Genomic DNA, 20,314 nt, shown 5'->3' with positions numbered 1-20,314 from the left:
CGACCGGCGGGTCCGTGTCCGCTGCGGTGCTGACGATCAGCCCTCCGCGTCCCGGCGACGGCGTACGGCAATGAACGCGGCACCGAGCGCCACCGCACCCACGCCGAAGATGGCCATGGGCAGCAGACTGCCCGCCGACGTGCCGGTGATCGGCAACTCGCTCTTCGTCGGGGTGGCCGTGGGCGGCGCGGTGGTGGTGGGCGGCGCGCTCGTCGGCGGCTGGGTGGTGGGCGGCGCGCTCGTCGGCGGCTGGGTGGTGGGCGGCGGCGTGGTCGGCTGGGCGGTGGCCGCACAGGTGTGGGTCAGCACGAAGAACCCGGCATCCCCGGTGATCACCGCACTGGCGTCGGTCAGCGTCCAGCCGGCGGGCAACCGGATCCACGCCTTGCTGGTGCCCATGTCGTTGACGATCGCACCGCCATCGACCGGTATGGTCCGGCTCACGGTCCCGTTGTTCGGGATGCTCCAGGTGCCCGTGACCGTGAGGAACTGACCGGAGGTCTGCGGGTTGCCCGGCAGGTTGAAGACCCACACGTCCTGGTTCGGGAACGGCCCGCCCCCGAGGTTCGGATCGCAGTTCTGCGTGAAGGCGGCCGCTGTCGTGGGGACGTTGCCGGGGTTGATGTCGATCGTGTTCGGCGGGGGCGGTTGGGTCGGCTGGGCCTGGGCGGCGCTTGCCGCCCCGGTCAGGAACGCACCGGCTGCCACACCGGTGGCGACGAGCTTGACGAGTGCTGCTCTCATGTTTCCCCCATGGTTTGTTACTGATGAAGACGTTTCGTACCGACTATGAAAGTTAGTCAGGTGTTAGCCGATAAGTGAGGGATTTGGCTGTTTTGCGCAGGTTGGCGGCAGCACGGCTGCGCTCTCGCCCGGTTAATGCGTCGCCCGGGCACCCGATCCTCGTTAGCGTCGCCGGCATGCCGGATCCCGTCGCGCTGCTGCATGTCCCCGCCCTCTCCGATGTCGCCGAGTACGCGTACGCGGCCGCCGTCGAACCACCCGCCCGGCTGGTGTTCACCGCCGGTGCGTGCCCGCTCGACGCGGAGGGGCGAACCGTCGCGCCGCGCGACCACGCCGCGCAGGCCCGGCAGGTGATGGCGAACCTGGAGACCGCACTCGGGGCCGCCGGCGCCCGGCTGACCGACGTGGTCAAGACCACGGTGTACGTGGCGTCGTCCGACCAGGCCGATCTCGTGAAGGTCTGGGAGGTGGTCCGGGACTCCTTCGGCGACCACGACCCGCCGAGCACTCTGCTCGGGGTGGCCGTGCTCGGCTACACCGACCAGCTCGTCGAGGTCGAGGCCGTCGCCGCCGTACGGATGGCGGCCTGACATGCGGATCCGTGTGGCGCGGCCCGACGACGCCCCGGCCGTGGTGGCGCTGCGGGCACTGGTCTACCCGTACCTGGTACGCGGGGTCGAGTCGACCCGGAAGATGATCGCCGAGCCGCCACCGGAGGAGGGGTGGACCGCCTTCGTGGCCGAGGTGGACGCCCAGGTGGTCGGCTGGGTGTCGGCCCAGCGGGTCGGCTGGACCTCGACCGCGGACGTCGGCGACATCTCCCTGCTGCACGTGCACCCGGAGCACCGGCGACGCGGGATCGGCACCGCGCTGCTGACGGCCGCGACCGGTCACCTCGCCCCGCTGGGGATCCGTCGACTGCGCACCTGGGCGCAGCCGGACGCGTTGCCGTTCGCCCACAGGCACGGCTTCCAGTCCAGCCGCGAGGTGCGCTACTCGGCGCTGGACCTGGATCCGGCGCCCGCGTCACCCGAGCCGCCGCCGGGCGTACGGCTGCGTCCGATCGCCGAGCTGGACCCGCACCTGCTGTACGAGGCGGACGCCGCCTCGGCGGTCGACGAGCCCGGCGACGTGCCGGTCGACTCGATCAGCTACGAGAGCTGGCAGTACGACGTCTGGGACAACCTCGGCCTGGACAAGCAGGCCAGCACGGCCGCCGAGGTCGACGGGCAGATCGCCGCGTTCAGCCTCGTGAAGCGCGACGGGGACCGGATGTGGTCGGACTACACCGGCACCGTCCCCGCGTACCGGGGTCGAGGGTTGGCCCGACTGGTCAAGACGGCGACGCTGCACCGGGCCGCCGCCGGCGGCGTCCGAATCGCGTACACCTCGAACGACGAGGCCAACGCGCCGATGCTGGCGATCAACGCGCGGCTCGGCTACCGGCCGGTCGCGGCACAGTGGTCCTGCCTGGCCGAAATGACCTGATCAGCCGGGCGTCGGGGCGGGTCAACCGGCGTCGAAGACCTGGAGCGCGGTGGCGTGGGTGTCCGCTCCGAAGAGGACCAGGCGGGCCTCGGTGACGTTCGCCGGCGCGGCCGGACGCAGCACCGACAGCGCCTGGCGGACCGCGTCCTCGACCGGCCAGCCGTAGATGCCGGCGGAGATCAGCGGGAACGCCACGGTGGCCGCGACCAACTCGTCGGCCACTTGGAGGCTGTTGGCGTAGCAGTCACGCAGCAGCGGCGAGCGGTCGTCGTCGGCCGACCAGACCGGCCCGACGGTGTGGATGACCCAGCGGGCCGGCAGCTCCCCGGCCGTGGTGGCCACCGCCTGCCCGGTGGGCAGACCCCGGCCGTACCGGGACGCCCGCAGCGCCCGGCACTCGGCCAGGATGGCCGGCCCGCCGCGCCGGTGGATCGCCCCGTCGACTCCGCCGCCGCCGAGCAGGGACGAGTTAGCCGCGTTGACGATCGCGTCCACCCGCTGCGCGGTGATGTCCCCCTCGACCAGGGTGATATCCATGTCAGCGCTCCTCGATCGGCTGGCCGAGCGAGCGGCGGGCCAGCAGGGTGGCACCGGCCACCGCTGCCGGCATGACCAGCACGGCGCCGAGCGGGATCAGGAAGCAGAGGAACACCGCCACCCCGAAGCCCAGCGCGGCGGGCCGGTCGGCCTTGAGGATCGACCGGCGCTGCGGCAGCCGCATGCCGCGCCGGTAGAACGGGGCGCCGACCAGTTCCACGGCCAGGAACCAGCCGCCCACCGCCGCCCCGATCACCGGGACCACCGTCTGGCCGATCAGCGGAATGAACCCGGCGACGAAGAGCGGGATGCCGACCAGCGCCGTGAGTGCCACCAGCCGTACCGAGTCGGCGACGCTGCGGCGCAGCGACGACCAGAAGGAGACCTCCACAGCGCCGGGAGTGCCCCCCAGCCGTTCCTCTACCCGCTCGGAGATCTTCTCGTAGAACGGGTCGCCGATGACCAGGGTGACGGCCGTGAAGCTGACCACGGCGAGCAGGCCGCCGAGGCCCAGGAAGGCCAGCCCGGCGATCACCCGGAGCAGGTTGCGGGCGGTGGTCGACCAGTCGTCGGCGAACGGGGTGACCAGGGCGGCGATGTCGTCCACGAAGTACACCAGGGTCGCGAACGCGGCCACGAAGAGCACACCGGAGATCAACGCCGGCACGATGCCGAACAGCATCAGCTTCGGGCTGCGCACGTAGAGGCCGAGCCCGCGCAGGAGCAGGCCGACCCCGGCGAAGAAGCGTCCGACGACCCCGGTCACCGGGCTGGCGATTCTGCTGGCGTCCACGACCGAGCAGCCTAGCGATCACCGCGGACCGCCGCCGGGCGGCGCGTCAACAGCAGTGCCATCCCCCGCACATCAACCGGTTGGTGGATCGTCCGGGTCAGCCGCCGCCGCGAACGATCATCAACGGCTGGTCGATCCGCCGCCGAGCCGACACCCCCAGGCTGAGGAGGCACAGCTACGACGGCGGAGGGCGGCACCATGCCGGTCATTGAGGTGACCAGTCTGCACAAGCGGTACGGCGACCTGGTAGCCGTGGACGACGTGTCGTTCACGGTGGCGGAGGGGGAGATCTTCGGGGTCCTCGGCCCCAACGGCGCCGGTAAGACCACCACCGTCGAGTGTGTCGCCGGGCTCCGCGTCCCGGACGGGGGCGGGGTGTCGGTCCTCGGGCTCGACCCCCGCCGGGACGCGGCCCAGCTCCGCCAGCGGGTTGGCGTGCAGCTCCAGGAGAGCCAACTGCCCGACCAGCTACGGGTCGCCGAGGCCCTGGATCTGTACGCCTCGTTCTACCGCGACCCGGCCGACCCGGCGGGCCTGATCGACAGGCTGGGTCTGGGCGACAAGCGGGACACCGCGTACAAGAAGCTCTCGGGCGGCCAGAAGCAACGGCTGTCGATCGCGCTGGCGCTGGTCGGCAACCCGAGGGTGGCGATCCTGGACGAGCTGACCACCGGGCTGGACCCGCAGTCCCGGCGGGACACCTGGACGCTCATCGAGCAGGTCCGGGACAGCGGAGTGACGATCGTGCTGGTCACCCACTTCATGGAGGAGGCCGAGCGGCTCTGCGACCGGGTCGCCGTGATCGACCGGGGACGGGTCGTCGCACTGGACAGCCCGGCCGGCCTGGTGTCGACGGTGGCGCCGGAGCAGCGGATCCGGTTCCGACCGTCCGCCTCGATGGACGACCGGCTCCTCACCGACCTGCCCGAGGTGACCGCCGTGCACCGCACCGGCAGCCAGGTGGTGGTGACCGGCACCGGTGACGTGCTGCACGCGGTCACGTCGGTGCTCGCCCGCAACCAGATCGTCGCCGCCGACCTGCGGCTGGAGCAGTCCACCCTCGACGACGCGTTCGTCGAGCTGACCGGGCACCGGCCCGCCAAGTGAGAGAGAGCGACATGCACGCCTTCGGGCAGATCCTCAAGATCGAAACGAGACTCTTCCTGCGGGACTTCGGTTCGCCGCTCACCACCGTCGTGTTGCCGCTCGCGCTGCTGGTGGTGTTCGGGCTCATCCCGGCCATGCGCGAGCCGGACCCGACGTACGGCGACCTGTCCTTCATCCAGTACTTCGCCCCCTCGCTTCTGGTGATCACGCTCGCCATGTCGGCGGTGAACATCCTGCCCACGGTGCTGGCCACCTACCGGGAACGTGGGGTGCTCCGCAGGCTCGCCACGACGCCGGCCAGCCCCGCCGCGCTGCTGGCCGCCCAACTGGTCATCTCGCTCGCCACCATCCTGGTCAGCGCCGTGCTGCTCATCGTGGTCGGCCGGTTGGCGTTCGACGTGCCACTGCCCCGGCGTCCGCTGGGCTTCACGCTGGCCCTCGTCCTCGGTACGGCCGCCCTGCTGGCGCTGGGCCTGCTGGTGGCGGCGGTGGCGCGGACGGCCAAGTCGGCGCAGGGGTTGGCCGTGCCGTTGTTCATGGCGGTCATGTTCTTCGGCGGCGTCTACGTGCCCCGGTTCCTCCTGCCGGACTTCCTGGTGCGGATCGGCGACTACACGCCACCCGGGGTGCAGGCGCTGCTCGACGCCTGGACCGGGACGTCGCCACACCCACTGCACCTCGGGATAATGGCCGTGGTCGCGGTGGCCGCCGGTGCGACCGCCTCGAAACTCTTCCGTTGGGAGTGAGCGAAGACCGATGACCAGCATCGCCGAACAGGTCGACCGGCTGGCCGTGTGGGAGGCGCGCGAGGCGAACGTCTACCGGGTCGCGCCATTCCTCGGGCTGCTGGTCGGGACGGTGCTGGCACGCTTCGCGCCGGCCCCGGGCAGCCTGCCGTTCCCTCCGACCCTGGCCATCGCCGTGGCGGCCGGCTGCTGGGTCGCCTGGTTCATCACCCTGCACCCCGGGTGGATCACGCGGCGGGCGTTGATGGCGGTCTACTACGTCGGCCTGCTCGTCTCCAGCGCCGTGCTGGTGGTCGCCAGCCCGTGGTACGGCTTCTTCGCCTGGGTCGGCTTCGTGCATGCGTTCCTCGTGCTTCCCGGCCGATGGCGGTTCGCCGGGGTGGCCGTGACCGGCGTACTGGTCGCCACCGCGCAGAGCGCGGGCCCACCGTCCTCGGCGGCGCACTGGCTGCTCTGGTCGGTGCTGGTGCTGTTCAACGCCGGAGCGGCCGGCGCGGTGAGCTGGTTCGGCACGGTCACCGAGCGGCAGAACGCCAACCGCAAACTGCTGGTGGAGGAACTGGCCGAGGCCAACCGGAGGCTCGCCGACACCGCCCGGGAGAACGTGGGGCTGCACGCCCAACTGCTCACCCAGGCCCGGGAGGCCGGCATCCTGGACGAGCGGCAGCGGATGGCCCGGGAGATCCACGACACCCTGGCCCAGGGGTTGACCGGCATCATCACCCAACTGGAGGCGGCCGAGCAGACCCGCGACCGTTCCGCCGACTGGCGCCGGCACGTGGACAACGCCATCGCCCTCGCCCGGGAAAGCCTCACCGAGGCCCGCCGCTCGGTGCGCGCGGTCCGCCCGGAGCCGCTGGAGACGGCTCGGCTGCCGGACGCCCTCGCCGAGCTGGGTGGCCGCTGGTCGGCCCTCAACGGTGTACGCGCCGAGGTGGCCACCACCGGCACGCCCCGTCCGCTGCACCCGGAGGTCGAGGTGACCCTGCTGCGGGCCGCCCAGGAGGCGCTGGCCAACGTGGCCCGGCACGCCGCCGCGTCGCGGGTGGGGCTGACCCTGTCGTACATGGAGGACGTGGTCACCCTGGACGTCCGCGACGACGGGACGGGATTCGACGTCACCAACCAGCCGGCGTCCCGGGAGCCGGGCGGCGGGTACGGCCTGACCGCCATGCGGCAACGGGTGAACCGGGTCGGCGGTGAACTGGCCGTCGAGTCCGAGCCGGGCGGCGGCACGGCGGTCTCGGCGTCTGTCCCGGCGCTCGCCGGGGGTGCCGGTTGACCACCCCGGTCCGGCTGCTGATCGTCGACGACCATCCGGTGGTGCGGGACGGGCTGCGGGGGATGTTCACCGGCGACCCGGGGTTCGACGTGGTGGGCGAGGCCGCGGACGGGGCCGAGGCGTTGGCCCTGGTCGAGACGCTGCGTCCGGACGTGGTGCTGATGGACCTGCGGATGCCCGGGATGGACGGGGTGACGGCCATCGGCCGGTTGGCCCGTTCGGGCAGCGCTGCCCGGGTGCTGGTGCTCACCACGTACGACACGGACGCCGACGTGCTGCCGGCGATCGAGGCCGGCGCGACCGGCTACCTGCTGAAGGACGCGCCCCGCGAGGACCTGGTCCGAGCGGTACGCGCCGCCGCCCGGGGTGAGTCGGTGCTCGCGCCGAGCGTGGCCGGCCGGCTGATGGGACGGCTGCGCGCCCCGGCCGAGGAGCCGCTCAGCCACCGCGAGTTGGAGGTGCTGACCCTGGTGGCCCGGGGCGCCTCGAACCGGGAGGCGGCGGCCCGCCTGTTCATCAGCGAGGCCACGGTCAAGACGCACCTGCTGCACGTGTACGCCAAGCTCGGGGTCAACGACCGGGCCGCGGCCGTGGCCACCGCGTACGACCGGGGCCTGCTCACCCCCGGCGGGCGGTGAGTGGGACCGGGCAGGATGGGCGGGTGCGCGCCTCCCGACTGATCTCGTTGCTGTTGCTGTTGCAGGCGCGCGGGTCGATGACGGCGGCTGAGCTGGCGCGGGAGCTGGAGGTCTCCGAGCGCACCGTCTACCGGGACGTGCTGGCGCTCTCCGCCGCCGGGGTGCCCGTCTACGCCGACCGGGGTCGGGCCGGCGGGTACCGACTGCTCGGCGGCTACCGGACCCGGCTGACCGGGCTGACCCGGGACGAGGCGGAGGCGCTCTTCCTCGCCGGGCTGCCCGGGCCCGCCGGTGACATGGGGCTCGCCGACGCGGTCGCCGCCGCCGAGTTGAAGGTCCTCGCCGCGCTGCCGCCCGCACTGCGGGACGCGCCGGCCCGCGCCGGACAGCGGTTCCACCTGGACGTGCCGGGCTGGTTTCGGGAGACCGGACCGCCGCCCTGGCTGGCCGAGCTGGCCCGGGCGGTCTGGCGGGACCGGGTGGTGCACCTGCGCTACCGGCGCGGCGACCGGGAGGTGACCCGCCGGGTGCAGCCGTACGGGTTGGTGCTCAAGAACGCCGTCTGGTATCTGGTCGGCCGGGTCGGCGACGACGCGCGCACCTACCGGGTGGACCGGGTCACCGGGGTAGAGGTGGGCGAGGAGAGCTTCGACCGGGACGAGGACTTCGACCTGGCCGGATACTGGCGTGAGCAGGCCGGGTCGTTCCTGCGGACCATGCTGCGGGCCGAGGTCACCGTCCGGTTCAGCCCGGCCGGCCTGCGCCAGCTCCGGCACCTGGTGGACGCCCCCTTCGTGTACGACGAGGTGGTCGCCGCCGCCACCCAGCCCGACGGGCGGGGCTGGGTGACGGCCCGACTGCCGGTCGAATCCGTCGCGGTGGCGTACCACCAACTGCTCGGACTCGGCCCCGAGGTGGAGGCCCTCGACCCGCCGGAGCTGCGGGAGATGTTCGTTGAGGCGGCCGAGCGGTTCCGCGCGCTCTACCGGTAGCCGGTGACGTCGGCCGGCTTACCCGCGTCGACCACCTCCGTGATGTACCGGAACGCCTCCGGCTGGCTGCCGTCGACGTCGGTGAACCCGTACACCTTGGACAAAGTGCCGGCGTCGACCGACATCCCGTTCCAGCGGGCCTTCTCCTCGTCCGCGGCGAGCGCGGCCACCGCGCGTCCGACGAAAGCCGGGGTCTCCGAGATGAGGAAGTGCGGGTCGGTGGCGGCCCCGTCGCGCCAGTTCTCCTCGGTCACGCCGAAGTGCTCCAGCATGGCCTCGGAACGGATCCAGCCGGGGGTCAGCGCGACGGCCGTGGCGCCGTGCGGCTTCAGCTCGTGCCCCTGGCTGAAGCCGAGCCGGTTGACCGAGGTCTTGGCCAGGTCGTAGAAGACCGAGAGACGGTAGTTCTGGTCGTTGTACGCCTTGGTGCCGTCGCCGATCTCCACGACCAGGCCGCCGGGCCTGCGGATCAGCAACGGCAGCGCGAAGTGGCTCGTGATGATGTGCGTGTCGATGGCCAGCCGCAGGGTGCGGAAGCCGGCGTCGAGCGGCTGCTCCCAGACCGGCTTCTCCCAGGTGACCAGTGGGTCGCCGCCCCAGATGTCGTTGACCAGCACGTCGAGGCGCCCCTGCTCGGAGTCGATGCGGGCGACCAGGTCGCGGACCTGCTCGGGCACCAGGTGGTCGACCCGGACCCCGATGCCGGTGCCGCCGGCGGCGGTGACCAACTCGGCGGTCTCCTCGATGGTCTCCGGCCGGTCCATCTCCGAGCGGCCGGCCCGGCTGCTGCGGCCGGTGGCGTAGACGGTGGCCCCGGCCGCGCCGAGCTGGACCGCGATCTGCCGCCCCGCGCCCCGGGTGGCGCCGGCGACGAGCGCGATCTTTCCTGTCAGCGGTTGTGTCATGCCTCCGAGGCTGTCAGCTATACCTGACAGCCGCCGTCCGATTTTACGAATCCGGTGCTGCCCGGCCCGGTGGTCGCCCGGGTGTCACTGCACGTCGAACTCGTTGCCCTCCGGGTCGACCATCGTGGTGTGCCGGCTGCCCCGGTCGGCGACCTCGCGCAGCACGGTCGCACCGAGCCCGACCAGCCGCCGCACGGTCGCCTCCCGCTCGTCCGGGCCGGCGTGCAGGTCGATGTGCAGCCGGTTCTTGACCTGCTTGGGCTCCGGCACCGCCTGAAACAGCAGCCGGCGGCCGAGACCCATGCCGCTGACCGGCTGGACCGGGTCCTCGGGGTGACGGACCGCCGCGAGCTCCCGGAACGCGAGGCGACCGTCGGTCTCGACGTACGCCTCCGGCCCGATCGCCCCGGACGTGGCCAGCTGATCGATCAGGGCGCTGTTGTCCTCGACCTCGTAACCGAGCGCGGCCGCCCAGAACCGGGCCAACGCGATCGGCTCCGCGCAGTCGACGACGAGCTTCCATTCCAGAGCCATCGGGTTTCCTCACCTTCGTGACGACCGCGCCATGCGGACCGGTCCTGTAACCGTTTATAGTGGTTACGTGACCGACGTCGCAAGTGGAATCATCCTGGTGTCGCTGAGAGGGACCAGCTTTCTCTTCGATCCCGGCGCACTCTGCCTGGAATTCCTCACCACCGGCGGGCCTGGCATCGGCGCTCGCTACGAGGTGCTGCACGCTCCGGCGGATCTCGCCGACTGGTTGGCGCGGTCCCGCCTGCGCCTGGACCCGGCTCAGGTCGACGTCCAACCGGCGGAGCTGGCCGACGCCCGGCGGCTGCGGGACGCGCTGTGGCGACTGGTCTGCGCCCGCACCGGCACCCGGCCACCCGCCGAGACACCCACCGACTTCGACGCGACGCCCGACGACCTCGACATCCTCAACGAAGCGGCGGCCGCCGCACCGCTGGCCCCCCGGCTCGACCCGGACGGCACGCGGCGCTGGGTGCTCCCGGCCAGCGGCCGGCAGGCCCTGGCCAGCATCGCCCGGGACGCGGTCGAGCTCTTCAGCGGGCCGTACGCCGACCGGATCCGGGAGTGCGGCGCGCACAACTGCTACCTGGTCTTCGTGGACACCTCACGCCCCGGGCGGCGCCGCTGGTGCTCCATGGAGCGCTGCGGCAACCGGCACAAGATCCGAACTCTGCGCGCCCGTCAGGAGGGCTAGTCCGCCAGGCGACAGCGCCGCCTAGTCCGCCAGGCGACAGCGCCGCCTAGTCCGCCAGGCGGACGCGAACCCGGCGATTGGCCCGGCCCTTGCTCTCGACCTTGACCACCTGCACCTTGCCGATCTGGGCGGTGGACGCGACGTGGGTGCCGCCGTCGGCCTGCACGTCCAGGCCGACGATGTCGACGATCCGGACCTCCTGCTCGTCCGGCGGAATGAGGTTGGACTGGGTGCGGATGATGTCCGGCAGGGACAGCGCCTCGGCGCGCGGCAGCACCCGGACGGCGACCGACCGGTCGGCGGCCACCTCGGCGTTGACCAGCTCCTCGATCCGGCTCTTGAAGTCGGCCGGCACCTCGGGGAGGTTGAAGTCCATCCGGGCCTCGCCCGGTTCCATCGAGTTGCCCGTGACGAGTGCGCCGAAGTCGCGGAACACCACCCCGCAGAGCACGTGCAGCCCGGAGTGGGTGCGCATCAGTCGGGTGCGGCGCTCGTCCTCCACCGCGCCGACGACCTCGGTGCCGGCCGGCGGCAGTGGGTCACCCTCGGCGGGGATCAGGTACGGGTCGTCGCCCTTGCGGGTGCCGACGATCCGGGTCTGCACGCCCTGCCAGAGCAGCACGCCGTGATCCGGCGGCTGACCGCCCCCGCCCGGGTAGAAGGCCGACCGGTCCAGCACGATGCCCTGCTCCGGGTCGGCGTGCAGAACGGTGCAGGTCCACTCGCGCAGGGTCGGGTCGGCGAGGTCCAGCCGGTGCGTCCGGCCATGCTGTGTGACACCCATGGCAGGGGACGTTACTCGTTGAGGAAGCTGGACAGGCGCTCCCGCAGGTCGGCGCGTTCCGTCCAGAGCACGCCGGGCCGGTCGTACACGTGCAGGGTGGCCTGGGGCAGCGCGGAGGCGAGCTGCTCGGCGACCTCCACCGGGTGCAGGTCGTCGCCCGCACAGCCGATCACCAACGCCGGTGCGGTGACCGCCGCCAGGGCGGAGGCGTCGCGCAGCGGCGCCTGCTCCGGGAGAGTGGCCAGCCCTTCGGCCAGACCGTCGCGGAGCAACTGGTCGAGCCGCTGCCGCAGGTACGCCCAACCGGCCGGGGTGTTGCGGACCGCCGTCGGCAGCTCGAGCGAGACGACGTCGGCGACCGCCGAGGCGTCACCGCTCTCCACCGCCTCCAGCAGGGCCGTGACGCGTTCCCGGGCAACCGGCCCGCGCGGCTGGTCGAGCACCGCCGGCAGGAAGAAGACCAGCTTCTCGAAGCGGTCCGGGCTCTCGACCAGCAGCCGGCACAGCGCGCCGGCGCCGAGGCTCGCGCCGAACGCCCGGCTGGCACCGCCGAGATCCGCCACGGCGCGCAGATCCCGGGCCAGGTCGAGGTAGCTCCACGGCCCGGCCGGCGCGTCGGATCGGCCGTGCCCGCGGAACTGGAAGAACACCTTGCGACCGGTCACCCCGCTGCCGAACGGGCGGGTGGTGGCGATGCCGTTGCCCAGCCCGTGCGCGAAGACGGTGACCGGCTCACCGGTGCCGGTGACCAGCCGCTCCAACCGCACGCCGTGCGGCGTGGTGATCAGCTCGGTCTCCGGTTCCGGCAGCGCCGGCCGGCCGGTACGCGGACCACCCGGACCGGGCCCCCACGTGCGGGGCCCGCCGTCCGGTGGAGGCGGCCAGCGGAAACCCCTCACCAGAACCCTTTGCCGTCACTCAGGTCGCGCAGGCCGACCCGGACGTCGAGCAGGTAGATGAGGGCGGCGGCGATGCCGATCAGTCCGAAGAGGCTGATCGGACCGAAGCCCAGCAGGGTGAGCACGAGGCAGACCGCCAGGATGGCGATCCAGCCACCCTTCGGCAGCGTCCCGATGGCGGGGAAGGCGTCGGAGCGCTGCGTGACGGCATGCACCAGCGCGACACCCTGGATGATCAGCGCGAAGACGAGCAGGATCAGCTCGATCACGTAGCGGACTTCGAACGCGAAGATCGGCGCGGCGTTGGCCATGCCGGCAAGCTTATGTCCACGACCCCGACTACGTCCGACAAGGACGCCGCCGGGGTCGCGGACAGCACGAACTACTCGGCCGCCGGGCGGGTCCGCTTGGTGGCCCGGGGCAGCTTCGCCGACGGGGTCGAAGCCGGCTTGGCGGCCTTCGGCGCCCGGGCGGCCTTCTTGACGGCGACCGGCTTGGCCTCGGCGATCTCGGCGACCTCGGCCGGGCTCGGCACGTCGGCCGGGCTGGCCGGGGTGGCGGCCTCGGTCGGGGCAGCCGGGGTGGCGGCCGGCGTGACAGCCTGGGTCGCCTCGATGTCGGCGTTGACCGTCTCGGCGGCCTCCAGCACGCCGGCGCCGACGACCCGCTCACCGCGGGCGACCAGCGCGCCGTACGCGGCGAACGCGCGCTCCTGGGCGGCCTGGGCACCGGCGACCACCACAGCGGCGTTGCGGGTCGCTGCGGCGCGCAGCCGGTCCAGGTCGGCGACCTCGCGGAGCTTGGCCAGGTCGGCCGACTCGCGGAGCTTGGCCAGGTCCAGCTCGGCCTGGGCCCGGCCGCGCAGGCTCTCGGCGGTCTCGTTGGCGGTACGCAGGGTCTCGGTGGCCTTCTGGCGCAGCTCGAAGCCGGTCAGCACGGCCCGGCCACCCAGGTCGGCGACGACCCGGGTGCCGAGGACGCCGACCACGCTCGGCAGCTTGCGCAGCTGCTGGAGTGCCAGCTCCCCGGCGCCGGCGGCGGCGTAGATCGGGGCGGGGATGCGGTTGGTCTTCGGCTCGGTCATGAGGTTTCCTCCTCGGCCGCATCGGCGGCCTTCCGGACCGCCGGACCGGCGGCCTTCTTCTCGGGGGTGTTGGTGCTGGTCGGGGCGGGGGTGGAGCCCGCCTCGGTGACGGCCACCGACTCGAGTACGGCCTCGGTCGGGGTGCCGCCCGCGGTGGTGGGGCCGGTCGCGGCCAGGTTGGCCACATCGGCCGGCTCGTCGGCGACGTCGGTCGGGGTGGTGATCCGGGCCCCGCCGCCGGTGGTGTCGGTGTCGGTGCCGGTGCCCTCGGCCTCGGCCAGGCGGACGTTCTCCCGGCGGAAGGTCTCGTAGATCTGGCTGAGCGACTGCTTCTGGGCCATCGTCAGGTCGGTGTCGACCGCGATGGCGGCGAGCACACCGTGGCCCTCCTTGTCGTCGAGCAGCCCGGCCCGCAGGTACATCGCCGGGGTGGACACCCGCAGGGCGCTGGCGAGCTGCTGGAGCACCTCGGCGCTCGGCTTGCGCAGGCCGCGCTCGATCTGGCTGAGGTACGGGTTGCTGACCCCTGCCTGCTCAGCGAGCTGCCGCAGCGAGATCTTCGCGTTGCGCCGCAGATCGCGGATGAACCCGCCGACGTCGGGGAGGTCCTTCGGTGTGGCCATGACGCTGACGCTAACCGGCGTTGCTAACTCCTGCAAGCAAAACGCTAGCCAGAGTTAGCAAGGTCTCAGCATCCTGTTTGCGCGTCGCCCGCTCGATCCGTACCGTCCGTCCGTGCACAAGATCGCAGTCAATGGAGCAGTCATCGCGTACGACGAGGCCGGCAGCGGATCGCCCGTCGTGCTGCTGCACGCCGGCATCGCCGACCGACGGATGTGGCGGGGACAACTGTCCGCGCTCGCCGCCCGGCACCGGGTGATCGTCCCGGACCTGCGCGGCTACGGCGACTCGGAACTGCCCCCGGCCCCGTTCGCGCACCACGACGACGTGGCCGGCCTGCTGGACGCGCTCGACGTTCCCCGAGCCGCCCTGGTCGGCTGCTCCTTCGGCGGGTCCGTCGCCATCGACACCGCGCTGGCACACCCCGACCGGGTGAGCGCGCTCGCGCTGTTCGACACGGCCGTCTCCGGCAACGAGTGGTCCGAGGAGGCCAACGACCTCTGGGACGATCTGGTCGGCGAGGTGGACCCGGACGACTTCACCGCCGGGGCGGCCGGTGAGGTGCGGTTCTGGGTGGTCGGCCCGGGCCGCCAGCCGGCCGACGTCGACCCCGGCCTGATCGCGTTCGCGCAGGAGATGGACCAGCGGGCGCTCGCCGCCGAACTGGCCCTGGGTGCCGTCGAGGTGGGCGAGCTGACGCCGCCGGCGATCGAGCGCCTCGGCGAGCTGCGGGTGCCCGTCCTGGTCACCGCCGGCGCCGCCGACGTGCCGGACATCCGCCGGCTCGCCGACCGGATCGCCGCCGAGGTGCCCGGCGCGGTACGGCTGCCCGATGTGCCGGCCGCCGCGCACCTGCTGCCGCTGGAGCGTCCCGAGCCGGTGAACGCCGCCCTGCTCGACTTCCTGAGCTGACCCTGCCGAGCCCTTCAGGGGTGTCGGGCGGACGAGCGGGACCAGCCGCCACTCACCAGAGCGGACGGACCGCGCCGACCGGAACGCCGCCGCCGAAGAGCGGCACCTCGGCGTACTCGGCCAGCACCGGGGCGTCGACGCCGAGCCGGCGCAGCGCGGAGACCAGCACCGGCATCCGGGCGCGGTCCGCGCCGTCGTCGATCTTCAGTGCCACCGCACCGACGCCCGGCAGTCCCACCGCGATCACGCCCTCGGCGCCGACCTTCGCCAGCAGTCCCGGAACGCCGCGCATCAGCCGGGTGTCGTCGGCCCGCGTGCCGCCCACGATCTCCGGGTTGGCGCGCATGGCGTCGGCCACCGTGCGCGGCACCGAACCGGGCTCGGCGTCGACCAGCCGGAGGAACGCCCCGGCCAGACCGGTCAGCGACACCGCGAGCACCGGGGCGCCGCAGCCGTCCACGCCCACCGCCGCCGCCTGTTCGCCGGTGAACTCCTCGATGGCCTCCCGCAACCGCTGCTGCAACGGGTGCTCCGGCCGCCAGTAGCCGTCCAGTGGCCACCCGGCGGCCTGGCAGGTGAGCAGCATCCCGCTGTGCTTGCCGGAGCAGTTCATCTGCACCCGGGTCGGACCGCCCCCGGAGCGCAGCACGGCCTCGCGTGCCACCGCGCCCACCGGCAGGTCGGGCGGACAGTGCAGGGCCGAGGCGTCCAACCCGGCCCGCCCCAGCAGCGCGCCCACCCGGGCCAGGTGGAAGTCCTCACCCGCGTGGCTCGCCGACACCAGTGCCAGGTCGGCCGGGTCGGTCAGCGGCAGGCCGGCGCGGAGCATCCCGATCGCCTGCATCGGCTTGCTGGCCGAGCGGGGAAAGATCGGAGAGGTCACGTCCCCGGCGGCGGCCACCGGCGCACCGGTCGCGTCCAGCACCACCACCGAGCCGCGGTGCGCACCCTCCACGAAACCGGACCGGATCACCTCGGCGAGCGGCGCGCCGCCCTCGTACGTCTTTCCCACGTGCTGGACGGTACCCACGCCACTGGGCTGCCCGACGGCGGGGTGACCAGGTCGTCCACCGCCCGGGTGACAGGGGCGCCGGACAGACCCGGCCTTACAGCCCGAGCAGCTCGCGGGCCTCGGTGGTGGTCAGCGGCGGACGCTGGGCGAGCTGCGCGAAGCCGACCGCGCGGGCGACCAGCTGCATGTTGGACTCCACCGGCCGACCCTTGGCGTAGGTCACGGTGTCCTCCATGCCGACCCGCAGGTGCCCACCGGTCGAGAGCGAGGCCAGCATGACCGGAATCGTGCTGCGGCCGATGCCGGTTGCCGAGAAGGTGGTGCCGTCGGGCAGGTCCCGCAGCATGCGGTGCGCCGCGACCAGCGTCTCGGTGGTGCCCGGCATGCCGCCCGGCACACCCATCACGAAGTCCACGTGCACGTGCCCGCCGGCCGGCAGCCCGTACTTGCCGAGCAGCCGCTGCAACGCGGCCAGGTGGCCGAGATCGAAGATCTCGTACTCCGGCACGATCCCGCGTTCCTGCATCCGGGTGTGCAGGTCGACGATGAACTCCCAGCGGTTGAGGAAGACGTCGTCGCCGAAGTTGACCGTGCCCATGGTGCACGAGGCCATGTCCGGCTGTGCGTCGAGCACGGCCAGCCGGGACGCCTCCGGGTCGGTCACCGCGCCGCCGGAGGAGAGCTGCACGATCAGGTCGGTGCCCTCCCGCAGCGCCGCCACCGTCTCCCGCAGGCGCACCGGGTCGAGGGTGGGCCGCGCCGCGTCGTCGCGGATGTGAACGTGGATCACAGCGGCGCCGAGCGCCTCGCACTCCTTGGCGGTGAGCAGCAGCTCGTCGAGCGTCACCGGCAGCGCCGGTACCTCCGCCTTGGCCGACTCAGCGCCGGTCGGGGCCACCGTGATCAACGTCCCTGTCGTCATGCCGGCGATCCTAGACGGCCCGGTCAGGACGGGTCGATCGCCGCCGCGGTCTCGCCGATCAGCAGCACGGCGTCCTCCGGGACGTTGCGCTTCAGCACCGCCAGGGCGATCTGGCCCAACTCGTGGTGCAGCACGGCGGTGCCGACGAAGCCCACCGTCCGGCCGTCGAGGGTCACCGGCGTACCGGCGGTCGGCGGCTGGTCGGTGGTCACCCCGTCCAGGTGCAGCAGCACCAGACGACGCGGCGGCCGGCCCATGTTGTGCACCCGGGCGACCGTCTCCTGCCCCCGGTAGCAACCCTTGTCCAGGTGCACGGCCGGGCCGATCAGGTCCACCTCGGCCGGGATGGTCCGATGGTCGGTGTCCACCCCGACCCGGGGTCGCCGGGCGGCCACCCGGATCGCCTCGTACGCCCAGAGACCGGCGACCGGCACACCCGCGCCGCGCAGCTCCGCGACCACCTGCTCCATCGCACTCCGGGGCACGAGCAGGTCGATCCCGAGCGGGCCACGGCGAGCCCAGCCGCCGGTCGGCAGTGGCCGTACGTCGTACCGAACGGTCGCCCGGGGTGGCACGGCACCGGCGGCGAACTTCGGACCCGGCACGGCGATCAGGTCCGGTGCGGCCAGCCCGGTCACGCCGAGCGTGCCCAGCACGTCCGTCGCCGCCGGCCCGACCAGCGACAGCAGCGCCCGGTCGGCGGTGGCGTCGCGCGGCTCGACCTTGCTGAAGAACCGCATCTTCTCCAGGTACGCCAGCAGGCCGGCGGTCGCTCCGGGCTCGGTGTCCAGCCAGGTGGTCTCGCCGTCCTCGGCGACCACGGCGTGCTGCTCGACGTGCCCGTGCGGGGAGAGCACCAGCAGCTCGGTGCCCTCGTCGGCGGCCAGCGTCGCCAGGTGCTGCGAGGTGATGGTGTGCAGCCAGCCGGCCCGCTCCTCCCCCGGCACCGCGATGACGCCGCGGTGCGACCGGTCGACCAGGCCGACCTCGGTGTCCAGGATGCGCTGCTCGCGCAGCGGGTCGCCGTAGTGCGCGGCGACCCCCCGCACCCCGGCCGCGACGTGCGCCGGCTCCGGCTGGTCCCGGCTGGCCTCGTCGATGCTCTCGACGGCCACCGCACCCGCGATGTCGATCATTTGTGGTCCCCGTTCTGGCAGCGTTCGCAGACACCGAAGAGCGACACGTGCCCGATGTCCACCCGGAACCCCCGCTGGACGGCCAACTGGTCGGCGAGCGGGCGGAGCAGCTCCGGATCGATCTCGTCGATCGCGCCGCACTCCCGGCAGACCAGGTGGACGTGCTGGTGTTCACCGGCCGCGTGGTAGGTCGGCGAGCCGTGCGAGAGGTGGGTGTGGGTCACCAGGCCGAGCCGTTCCAGCAGCTCCAGCGTGCGATAGATGGTGGTGATGTTGACGCCGGCGGCGACCTCCCGGACCGCGGTGTGCACCTGCTCCGGGGTGGCGTGGCCCAGATCGAGCACCGCCTGGAGGACAAGCTGCCGCTGGGCCGTCAGCCGCAGCCCACGGGCCCGGAGCATTTCCGCGAGGGAGGATTCGGACACCGTCCGATCATAGTTCGACAACCGTGCCGGTCTCCGCGCGCTGCGGACCGCCGCTACGCTCGACGGTCATGGTGATGTCGTCCGTCGAAAAGGTCGCGGCCCATCCGACCGCGCGGATCGCCGTGCTCGGGCGCGGCCCGGTGCCAGCCGGCGAGCCCGTCCTCCGCGCTGACGACCTCGGCGTTCTGCGCGGCGACGGCCTCTTCGAGACCATGCACCTGCGCCACGGCCGGCCGTGGCTGCGCGACGAGCACCTGGCCCGGCTGGCCGCGGCGGCCACCGCCTTCGAGCTGACCCTGCCCCCCACCGCCACGCTGATCGAGCTGCTCGACAACGTGTGCGAGGGCTGGCCGGCGCAGGTGGAGGGGGCGCTGCGGCTGGTCTGCACCCGGGGCCCGGAGGTCGGCGGCCCGCCGACCGTCTACGCCACGCTGACCGAGGTGCCCGCGTCGTCCCGGGCGGCCCGCCGCGACGGCATCACCGTGGCCACGCTGCCGCTGGGGGTGCCCGCCGACGCGCGGACCGGGCTGGACTGGCTGCCCGCCGGGATCAAATCCACCTCGTACGCGGTCAACAGCGCCGCCCGCCGCTGGGCCGGCCGCGCCGGGGTCGACGACGTGCTCTGGATCTCCTCCGACGGGTACGCGCTGGAGGGCCCGACGGCCAACGTGGTGTGGCTCACCGGCGGCACGCTCTGCACCGTGCCCGCCGCCACCACCGGCATCCTGCCCGGCACCACCGTCGCGTGGCTGCTCGGTCACGCCGGCGAGGTGGGCCTGACCGCCGACGAGCGGATGGTCACCCCGGCCGAGTTGCACGCGGCGGACGGCGTCTGGTTCAGCTCGTCCGTGCGCGGGATCATCGAGGTCCACACCCTGGACGGGGTGCGCCGCGACCGAAGCCCGCGCACCCCCGCCCTGCAAGCGCTGCTGGGCTTCCCCGTCGTCTGAGCGTCAGCCGCCGACCCGGACGAGCCGGGCGGAGAGGTGCGGGCTGAGCGGGTGCCCCATCGCGGCCATCTCCTGGGCGTAGAGGAGCGCGCCCTCGACGATGCCGAAGAGCCGGTGCCCGCCGGTGACCTCCTTGGCCGTCGCGGGCCGGACCACCGCGTCGGTGGCGAACTCCACCTGGGTGCCGGTGCGCTTGCCGAGATGCAGCTCCATGATCCCGGTCGGGGTGGTCAGCAGGGCCTCCAGCTCGTCGGTGGCCCGGCCGTCGACCAGCACCGGCCGCCACCAGCCGACCTCACGCCCGGCGGGGCGGACCGGCTTGCTCTCCTCGTCGAGGATCCAGGCACGGGACTCGTAGTGCAGGAACGGTCGGCCGTCGTGGCTGATCCGGATCTCCTGGGCGTAGTCGAAGTCCTCGATGGTGGGGAAACCACCCTTGCCCCGGCCACGCCACAGGCCGATGTACGGCAGCAGGCCGTCCAGCGCCGGGTGCAGCTTCGGCCCGACCCGCAGGTCGTGGCTCTCCTCGAACGGGTACGGCTCGACCGGCGGCGCGTTCAGCCACGGGGGCTGCAGCGGGTTCTCGTCGCTCACCAGCGTCACCAACGTCCTCTCGATATGCGTACGGCGAGGTAGACCAGGCCACCGGCGAGCCCGCCCAGGCCGGCGACCAGCAGGCTGACGAACCCGATCTCGGTAACCATCCGGACCATCCTATGCTGGGCCCCATGGCCCGCAATCTCGTCGTCAAGGCCACCGCGGGGGCGGACGCCCCGGAGCGGTGCGCGCAGGCGTTCACGGTCGCCGCCACGGCGGTCGCGGCCGGTGTCGACGTGTCGCTCTGGCTGACCGGCGAGTCGACCTGGTTCGCGCTGCCCGGCCGTGCCCAGGAGTTCGAGCTGCCGCACTCCGCGCCGCTGGCCGAGCTGCTGCACGTCATCCTGACCAGTGGCCGGGTGACCGCCTGCACCCAGTGCGCGGCCCGGCGGGGTATCGGCCCCGACGACGTGCTGCCCGGCGTCCGGATCGCGGGCGCCGCAGCCTTCGTCGAGGAGGCGCTGGCCGACGGCGCGCAGGCCCTCGTCTACTGAGGCGACGGCGGTTGCCGCGGC

Annotated in this window: 27 protein-coding genes; 11 read left to right on the top strand and 16 right to left on the bottom strand. The window is 72.9% G+C overall.

Annotated elements, in window-relative coordinates; genetic code table 11:
• Positions 1–36: 36 nt before the first annotated feature.
• Positions 37–744: an LPXTG cell wall anchor domain-containing protein gene (locus ACTWLT_RS01645; RefSeq protein WP_445316849.1), complete on the bottom strand. Its 708-nt coding sequence runs from the start codon at positions 742–744 to the stop codon at positions 37–39.
• Between the two features lie 176 nt (positions 745–920).
• Here ACTWLT_RS01645 and ACTWLT_RS01640 point away from each other — a divergent pair, with 176 nt between their 5' ends.
• Together ACTWLT_RS01640 and ACTWLT_RS01635 are read left to right on the top strand one after the other, a co-directional pair.
• A complete protein-coding gene (locus ACTWLT_RS01640; RefSeq protein ID WP_445316848.1) occupies positions 921–1,334 on the top strand; it encodes a RidA family protein in 414 nt (137 codons plus the stop codon).
• 1 nt (position 1,335) lies between these two features.
• Complete coding sequence (locus tag ACTWLT_RS01635; protein ID WP_445316847.1) at positions 1,336–2,232, top strand: GNAT family N-acetyltransferase; 897 nt, start codon at positions 1,336–1,338, stop codon at positions 2,230–2,232.
• A 21-nt stretch (positions 2,233–2,253) separates the two neighbouring features.
• Here the strand turns inward: ACTWLT_RS01635 and ACTWLT_RS01630 are convergent, their stop codons facing one another.
• A complete protein-coding gene (locus tag ACTWLT_RS01630) occupies positions 2,254–2,769 on the bottom strand; it encodes an O-acetyl-ADP-ribose deacetylase (RefSeq protein WP_445316846.1) in 516 nt (171 codons plus the stop codon).
• Between the two features lies 1 nt (position 2,770).
• Positions 2,771–3,562, bottom strand: a complete 792-nt coding sequence (locus ACTWLT_RS01625) for an EI24 domain-containing protein (protein ID WP_445316845.1) — start codon at positions 3,560–3,562, stop codon at positions 2,771–2,773.
• A gap of 198 nt (positions 3,563–3,760) precedes the next feature.
• Between ACTWLT_RS01625 and ACTWLT_RS01620 the strand changes: the two genes are divergently transcribed.
• The 5 genes from ACTWLT_RS01620 to ACTWLT_RS01600 are packed head-to-tail and all read left to right on the top strand — an operon-like array spanning position 3,761 to position 8,327.
• Entirely contained in the window at positions 3,761–4,669 is a 909-nt protein-coding gene (locus tag ACTWLT_RS01620; RefSeq protein ID WP_445316844.1) for an ABC transporter ATP-binding protein, read from the top strand.
• Positions 4,670–4,680: 11 nt separating this feature from the next.
• Positions 4,681–5,415: an ABC transporter permease gene (locus tag ACTWLT_RS01615; protein WP_445316843.1), complete on the top strand. Its 735-nt coding sequence runs from the start codon at positions 4,681–4,683 to the stop codon at positions 5,413–5,415.
• A 10-nt stretch (positions 5,416–5,425) separates the two neighbouring features.
• A complete protein-coding gene (locus ACTWLT_RS01610) occupies positions 5,426–6,697 on the top strand; it encodes a sensor histidine kinase (RefSeq protein ID WP_445316842.1) in 1,272 nt (423 codons plus the stop codon).
• Positions 6,694–7,335, top strand: a complete 642-nt coding sequence (locus ACTWLT_RS01605; RefSeq protein ID WP_305884697.1) for a response regulator — start codon at positions 6,694–6,696, stop codon at positions 7,333–7,335. Before ACTWLT_RS01610 ends, ACTWLT_RS01605 begins: the two co-directional genes overlap by 4 nt.
• Before the next feature lie 23 nt (positions 7,336–7,358).
• Positions 7,359–8,327 (top strand): helix-turn-helix transcriptional regulator, encoded by a 969-nt coding sequence (locus ACTWLT_RS01600; RefSeq protein ID WP_445316841.1) that lies wholly within the window; start codon positions 7,359–7,361, stop codon positions 8,325–8,327.
• On the opposite strand, the gene ACTWLT_RS01595 is transcribed toward ACTWLT_RS01600, so the two are convergent.
• Both ACTWLT_RS01595 and ACTWLT_RS01590 read right to left on the bottom strand, forming a co-directional pair.
• A complete protein-coding gene (locus ACTWLT_RS01595; protein WP_445316840.1) occupies positions 8,318–9,232 on the bottom strand; it encodes an SDR family oxidoreductase in 915 nt (304 codons plus the stop codon). The genes ACTWLT_RS01600 and ACTWLT_RS01595 overlap by 10 nt on opposite strands.
• A gap of 84 nt (positions 9,233–9,316) precedes the next feature.
• Entirely contained in the window at positions 9,317–9,766 is a 450-nt protein-coding gene (locus tag ACTWLT_RS01590) for a VOC family protein (protein ID WP_445316839.1), read from the bottom strand.
• Positions 9,767–9,833: 67 nt separating this feature from the next.
• Between ACTWLT_RS01590 and ACTWLT_RS01585 the strand changes: the two genes are divergently transcribed.
• Positions 9,834–10,457, top strand: a complete 624-nt coding sequence (locus ACTWLT_RS01585; protein WP_445316838.1) for a CGNR zinc finger domain-containing protein — start codon at positions 9,834–9,836, stop codon at positions 10,455–10,457.
• Between the two features lie 46 nt (positions 10,458–10,503).
• Here the strand turns inward: ACTWLT_RS01585 and ACTWLT_RS01580 are convergent, their stop codons facing one another.
• The 5 genes from ACTWLT_RS01580 to ACTWLT_RS01560 form a co-directional block, all read right to left on the bottom strand.
• A complete protein-coding gene (locus ACTWLT_RS01580) occupies positions 10,504–11,241 on the bottom strand; it encodes an alanyl-tRNA editing protein (RefSeq protein WP_252417180.1) in 738 nt (245 codons plus the stop codon).
• Between the two features lie 11 nt (positions 11,242–11,252).
• On the bottom strand, positions 11,253–12,140 hold the full coding sequence (locus tag ACTWLT_RS01575) for an alpha/beta fold hydrolase (RefSeq protein ID WP_445316837.1): 888 nt from the start codon (positions 12,138–12,140) through the stop codon (positions 11,253–11,255).
• Positions 12,137–12,451: a DUF2516 family protein gene (locus tag ACTWLT_RS01570; protein WP_030327754.1), complete on the bottom strand. Its 315-nt coding sequence runs from the start codon at positions 12,449–12,451 to the stop codon at positions 12,137–12,139. Before ACTWLT_RS01570 ends, ACTWLT_RS01575 begins: the two co-directional genes overlap by 4 nt.
• A gap of 71 nt (positions 12,452–12,522) precedes the next feature.
• Positions 12,523–13,224: a hypothetical protein gene (locus ACTWLT_RS01565; RefSeq protein WP_445316836.1), complete on the bottom strand. Its 702-nt coding sequence runs from the start codon at positions 13,222–13,224 to the stop codon at positions 12,523–12,525.
• Positions 13,221–13,847, bottom strand: coding sequence for a helix-turn-helix domain-containing protein (locus tag ACTWLT_RS01560; RefSeq protein WP_445316835.1), 627 nt, complete (start codon positions 13,845–13,847; stop codon positions 13,221–13,223). Before ACTWLT_RS01560 ends, ACTWLT_RS01565 begins: the two co-directional genes overlap by 4 nt.
• Before the next feature lie 112 nt (positions 13,848–13,959).
• Between ACTWLT_RS01560 and ACTWLT_RS01555 the strand changes: the two genes are divergently transcribed.
• Positions 13,960–14,757, top strand: coding sequence for an alpha/beta fold hydrolase (locus tag ACTWLT_RS01555; RefSeq protein WP_445316834.1), 798 nt, complete (start codon positions 13,960–13,962; stop codon positions 14,755–14,757).
• Positions 14,758–14,809: 52 nt separating this feature from the next.
• Here the strand turns inward: ACTWLT_RS01555 and ACTWLT_RS01550 are convergent, their stop codons facing one another.
• The 4 genes from ACTWLT_RS01550 to ACTWLT_RS01535 form a co-directional block, all read right to left on the bottom strand.
• A complete protein-coding gene (locus ACTWLT_RS01550; RefSeq protein ID WP_445316833.1) occupies positions 14,810–15,769 on the bottom strand; it encodes an asparaginase in 960 nt (319 codons plus the stop codon).
• Between the two features lie 94 nt (positions 15,770–15,863).
• On the bottom strand, positions 15,864–16,691 hold the full coding sequence (locus tag ACTWLT_RS01545) for a beta-keto acid cleavage family enzyme (RefSeq protein WP_445316832.1): 828 nt from the start codon (positions 16,689–16,691) through the stop codon (positions 15,864–15,866).
• Positions 16,692–16,714: 23 nt separating this feature from the next.
• On the bottom strand, positions 16,715–17,827 hold the full coding sequence (gene ygfZ / locus ACTWLT_RS01540) for a CAF17-like 4Fe-4S cluster assembly/insertion protein YgfZ (RefSeq protein WP_445316831.1): 1,113 nt from the start codon (positions 17,825–17,827) through the stop codon (positions 16,715–16,717).
• Positions 17,824–18,252 (bottom strand): Fur family transcriptional regulator, encoded by a 429-nt coding sequence (locus tag ACTWLT_RS01535; protein ID WP_445316830.1) that lies wholly within the window; start codon positions 18,250–18,252, stop codon positions 17,824–17,826. Before ACTWLT_RS01535 ends, ygfZ begins: the two co-directional genes overlap by 4 nt.
• 74 nt (positions 18,253–18,326) lie before the next feature.
• Between ACTWLT_RS01535 and ACTWLT_RS01530 the strand changes: the two genes are divergently transcribed.
• The gene (locus ACTWLT_RS01530; RefSeq protein ID WP_445316829.1) at positions 18,327–19,202 is read left to right on the top strand and encodes an aminotransferase class IV; all 876 of its coding nucleotides are present in this window, start codon (positions 18,327–18,329) and stop codon (positions 19,200–19,202) included.
• A 3-nt stretch (positions 19,203–19,205) separates the two neighbouring features.
• Here ACTWLT_RS01530 and ACTWLT_RS01525 read toward each other — a convergent pair whose 3' ends face one another.
• Both ACTWLT_RS01525 and mtfM read right to left on the bottom strand, forming a co-directional pair.
• Positions 19,206–19,796, bottom strand: a complete 591-nt coding sequence (locus ACTWLT_RS01525) for a heme-binding beta-barrel domain-containing protein (RefSeq protein WP_252417471.1) — start codon at positions 19,794–19,796, stop codon at positions 19,206–19,208.
• A 5-nt stretch (positions 19,797–19,801) separates the two neighbouring features.
• Positions 19,802–19,906 carry a small membrane protein MtfM gene (gene mtfM, locus ACTWLT_RS01520; RefSeq protein WP_030327764.1) on the bottom strand — a complete coding sequence of 35 codons (105 nt, stop codon included), beginning with the start codon at positions 19,904–19,906 and terminating at the stop codon, positions 19,802–19,804.
• Positions 19,907–19,918: 12 nt separating this feature from the next.
• Here mtfM and ACTWLT_RS01515 point away from each other — a divergent pair, with 12 nt between their 5' ends.
• A complete protein-coding gene (locus tag ACTWLT_RS01515) occupies positions 19,919–20,293 on the top strand; it encodes a DsrE family protein (protein ID WP_445316828.1) in 375 nt (124 codons plus the stop codon).
• Positions 20,294–20,314: the final 21 nt, after the last annotated feature.

It is taken from the genome of Micromonospora yongxingensis, assembly GCF_052601155.1.
This window is presented reverse-complemented; position numbering and strand designations above follow the sequence as displayed.

Bases quoted from the DNA above. Each gene is read 5' to 3' on its own strand.
- ACTWLT_RS01645 (WP_445316849.1), bottom strand. From the start codon at position 744: ATGAGAGCAGCACTCGTCAAGCTCGTCGCCACCGGTGTGGCAGCCGGT.
- ACTWLT_RS01640 (WP_445316848.1), top strand. From the start codon at position 921: ATGCCGGATCCCGTCGCGCTGCTGCATGTCCCCGCCCTCTCCGATGTC.
- ACTWLT_RS01635 (WP_445316847.1), top strand. From the start codon at position 1,336: ATGCGGATCCGTGTGGCGCGGCCCGACGACGCCCCGGCCGTGGTGGCG.
- ACTWLT_RS01630 (WP_445316846.1), bottom strand. From the start codon at position 2,769: ATGGATATCACCCTGGTCGAGGGGGACATCACCGCGCAGCGGGTGGAC.
- ACTWLT_RS01620 (WP_445316844.1), top strand. From the start codon at position 3,761: ATGCCGGTCATTGAGGTGACCAGTCTGCACAAGCGGTACGGCGACCTG.
- ACTWLT_RS01615 (WP_445316843.1), top strand. From the start codon at position 4,681: ATGCACGCCTTCGGGCAGATCCTCAAGATCGAAACGAGACTCTTCCTG.
- ACTWLT_RS01610 (WP_445316842.1), top strand. From the start codon at position 5,426: ATGACCAGCATCGCCGAACAGGTCGACCGGCTGGCCGTGTGGGAGGCG.
- ACTWLT_RS01595 (WP_445316840.1), bottom strand. From the start codon at position 9,232: ATGACACAACCGCTGACAGGAAAGATCGCGCTCGTCGCCGGCGCCACC.
- ACTWLT_RS01590 (WP_445316839.1), bottom strand. From the start codon at position 9,766: ATGGCTCTGGAATGGAAGCTCGTCGTCGACTGCGCGGAGCCGATCGCG.
- ACTWLT_RS01580 (WP_252417180.1), bottom strand. From the start codon at position 11,241: ATGGGTGTCACACAGCATGGCCGGACGCACCGGCTGGACCTCGCCGAC.
- ACTWLT_RS01570 (WP_030327754.1), bottom strand. From the start codon at position 12,451: ATGGCCAACGCCGCGCCGATCTTCGCGTTCGAAGTCCGCTACGTGATC.
- ACTWLT_RS01565 (WP_445316836.1), bottom strand. From the start codon at position 13,224: ATGACCGAGCCGAAGACCAACCGCATCCCCGCCCCGATCTACGCCGCC.
- ACTWLT_RS01560 (WP_445316835.1), bottom strand. From the start codon at position 13,847: ATGGCCACACCGAAGGACCTCCCCGACGTCGGCGGGTTCATCCGCGAT.
- ACTWLT_RS01545 (WP_445316832.1), bottom strand. From the start codon at position 16,691: ATGACGACAGGGACGTTGATCACGGTGGCCCCGACCGGCGCTGAGTCG.
- ygfZ (WP_445316831.1), bottom strand. From the start codon at position 17,827: ATGATCGACATCGCGGGTGCGGTGGCCGTCGAGAGCATCGACGAGGCC.
- ACTWLT_RS01530 (WP_445316829.1), top strand. From the start codon at position 18,327: ATGTCGTCCGTCGAAAAGGTCGCGGCCCATCCGACCGCGCGGATCGCC.
- mtfM (WP_030327764.1), bottom strand. From the start codon at position 19,906: ATGGTTACCGAGATCGGGTTCGTCAGCCTGCTGGTCGCCGGCCTGGGC.
- ACTWLT_RS01515 (WP_445316828.1), top strand. From the start codon at position 19,919: ATGCTGGGCCCCATGGCCCGCAATCTCGTCGTCAAGGCCACCGCGGGG.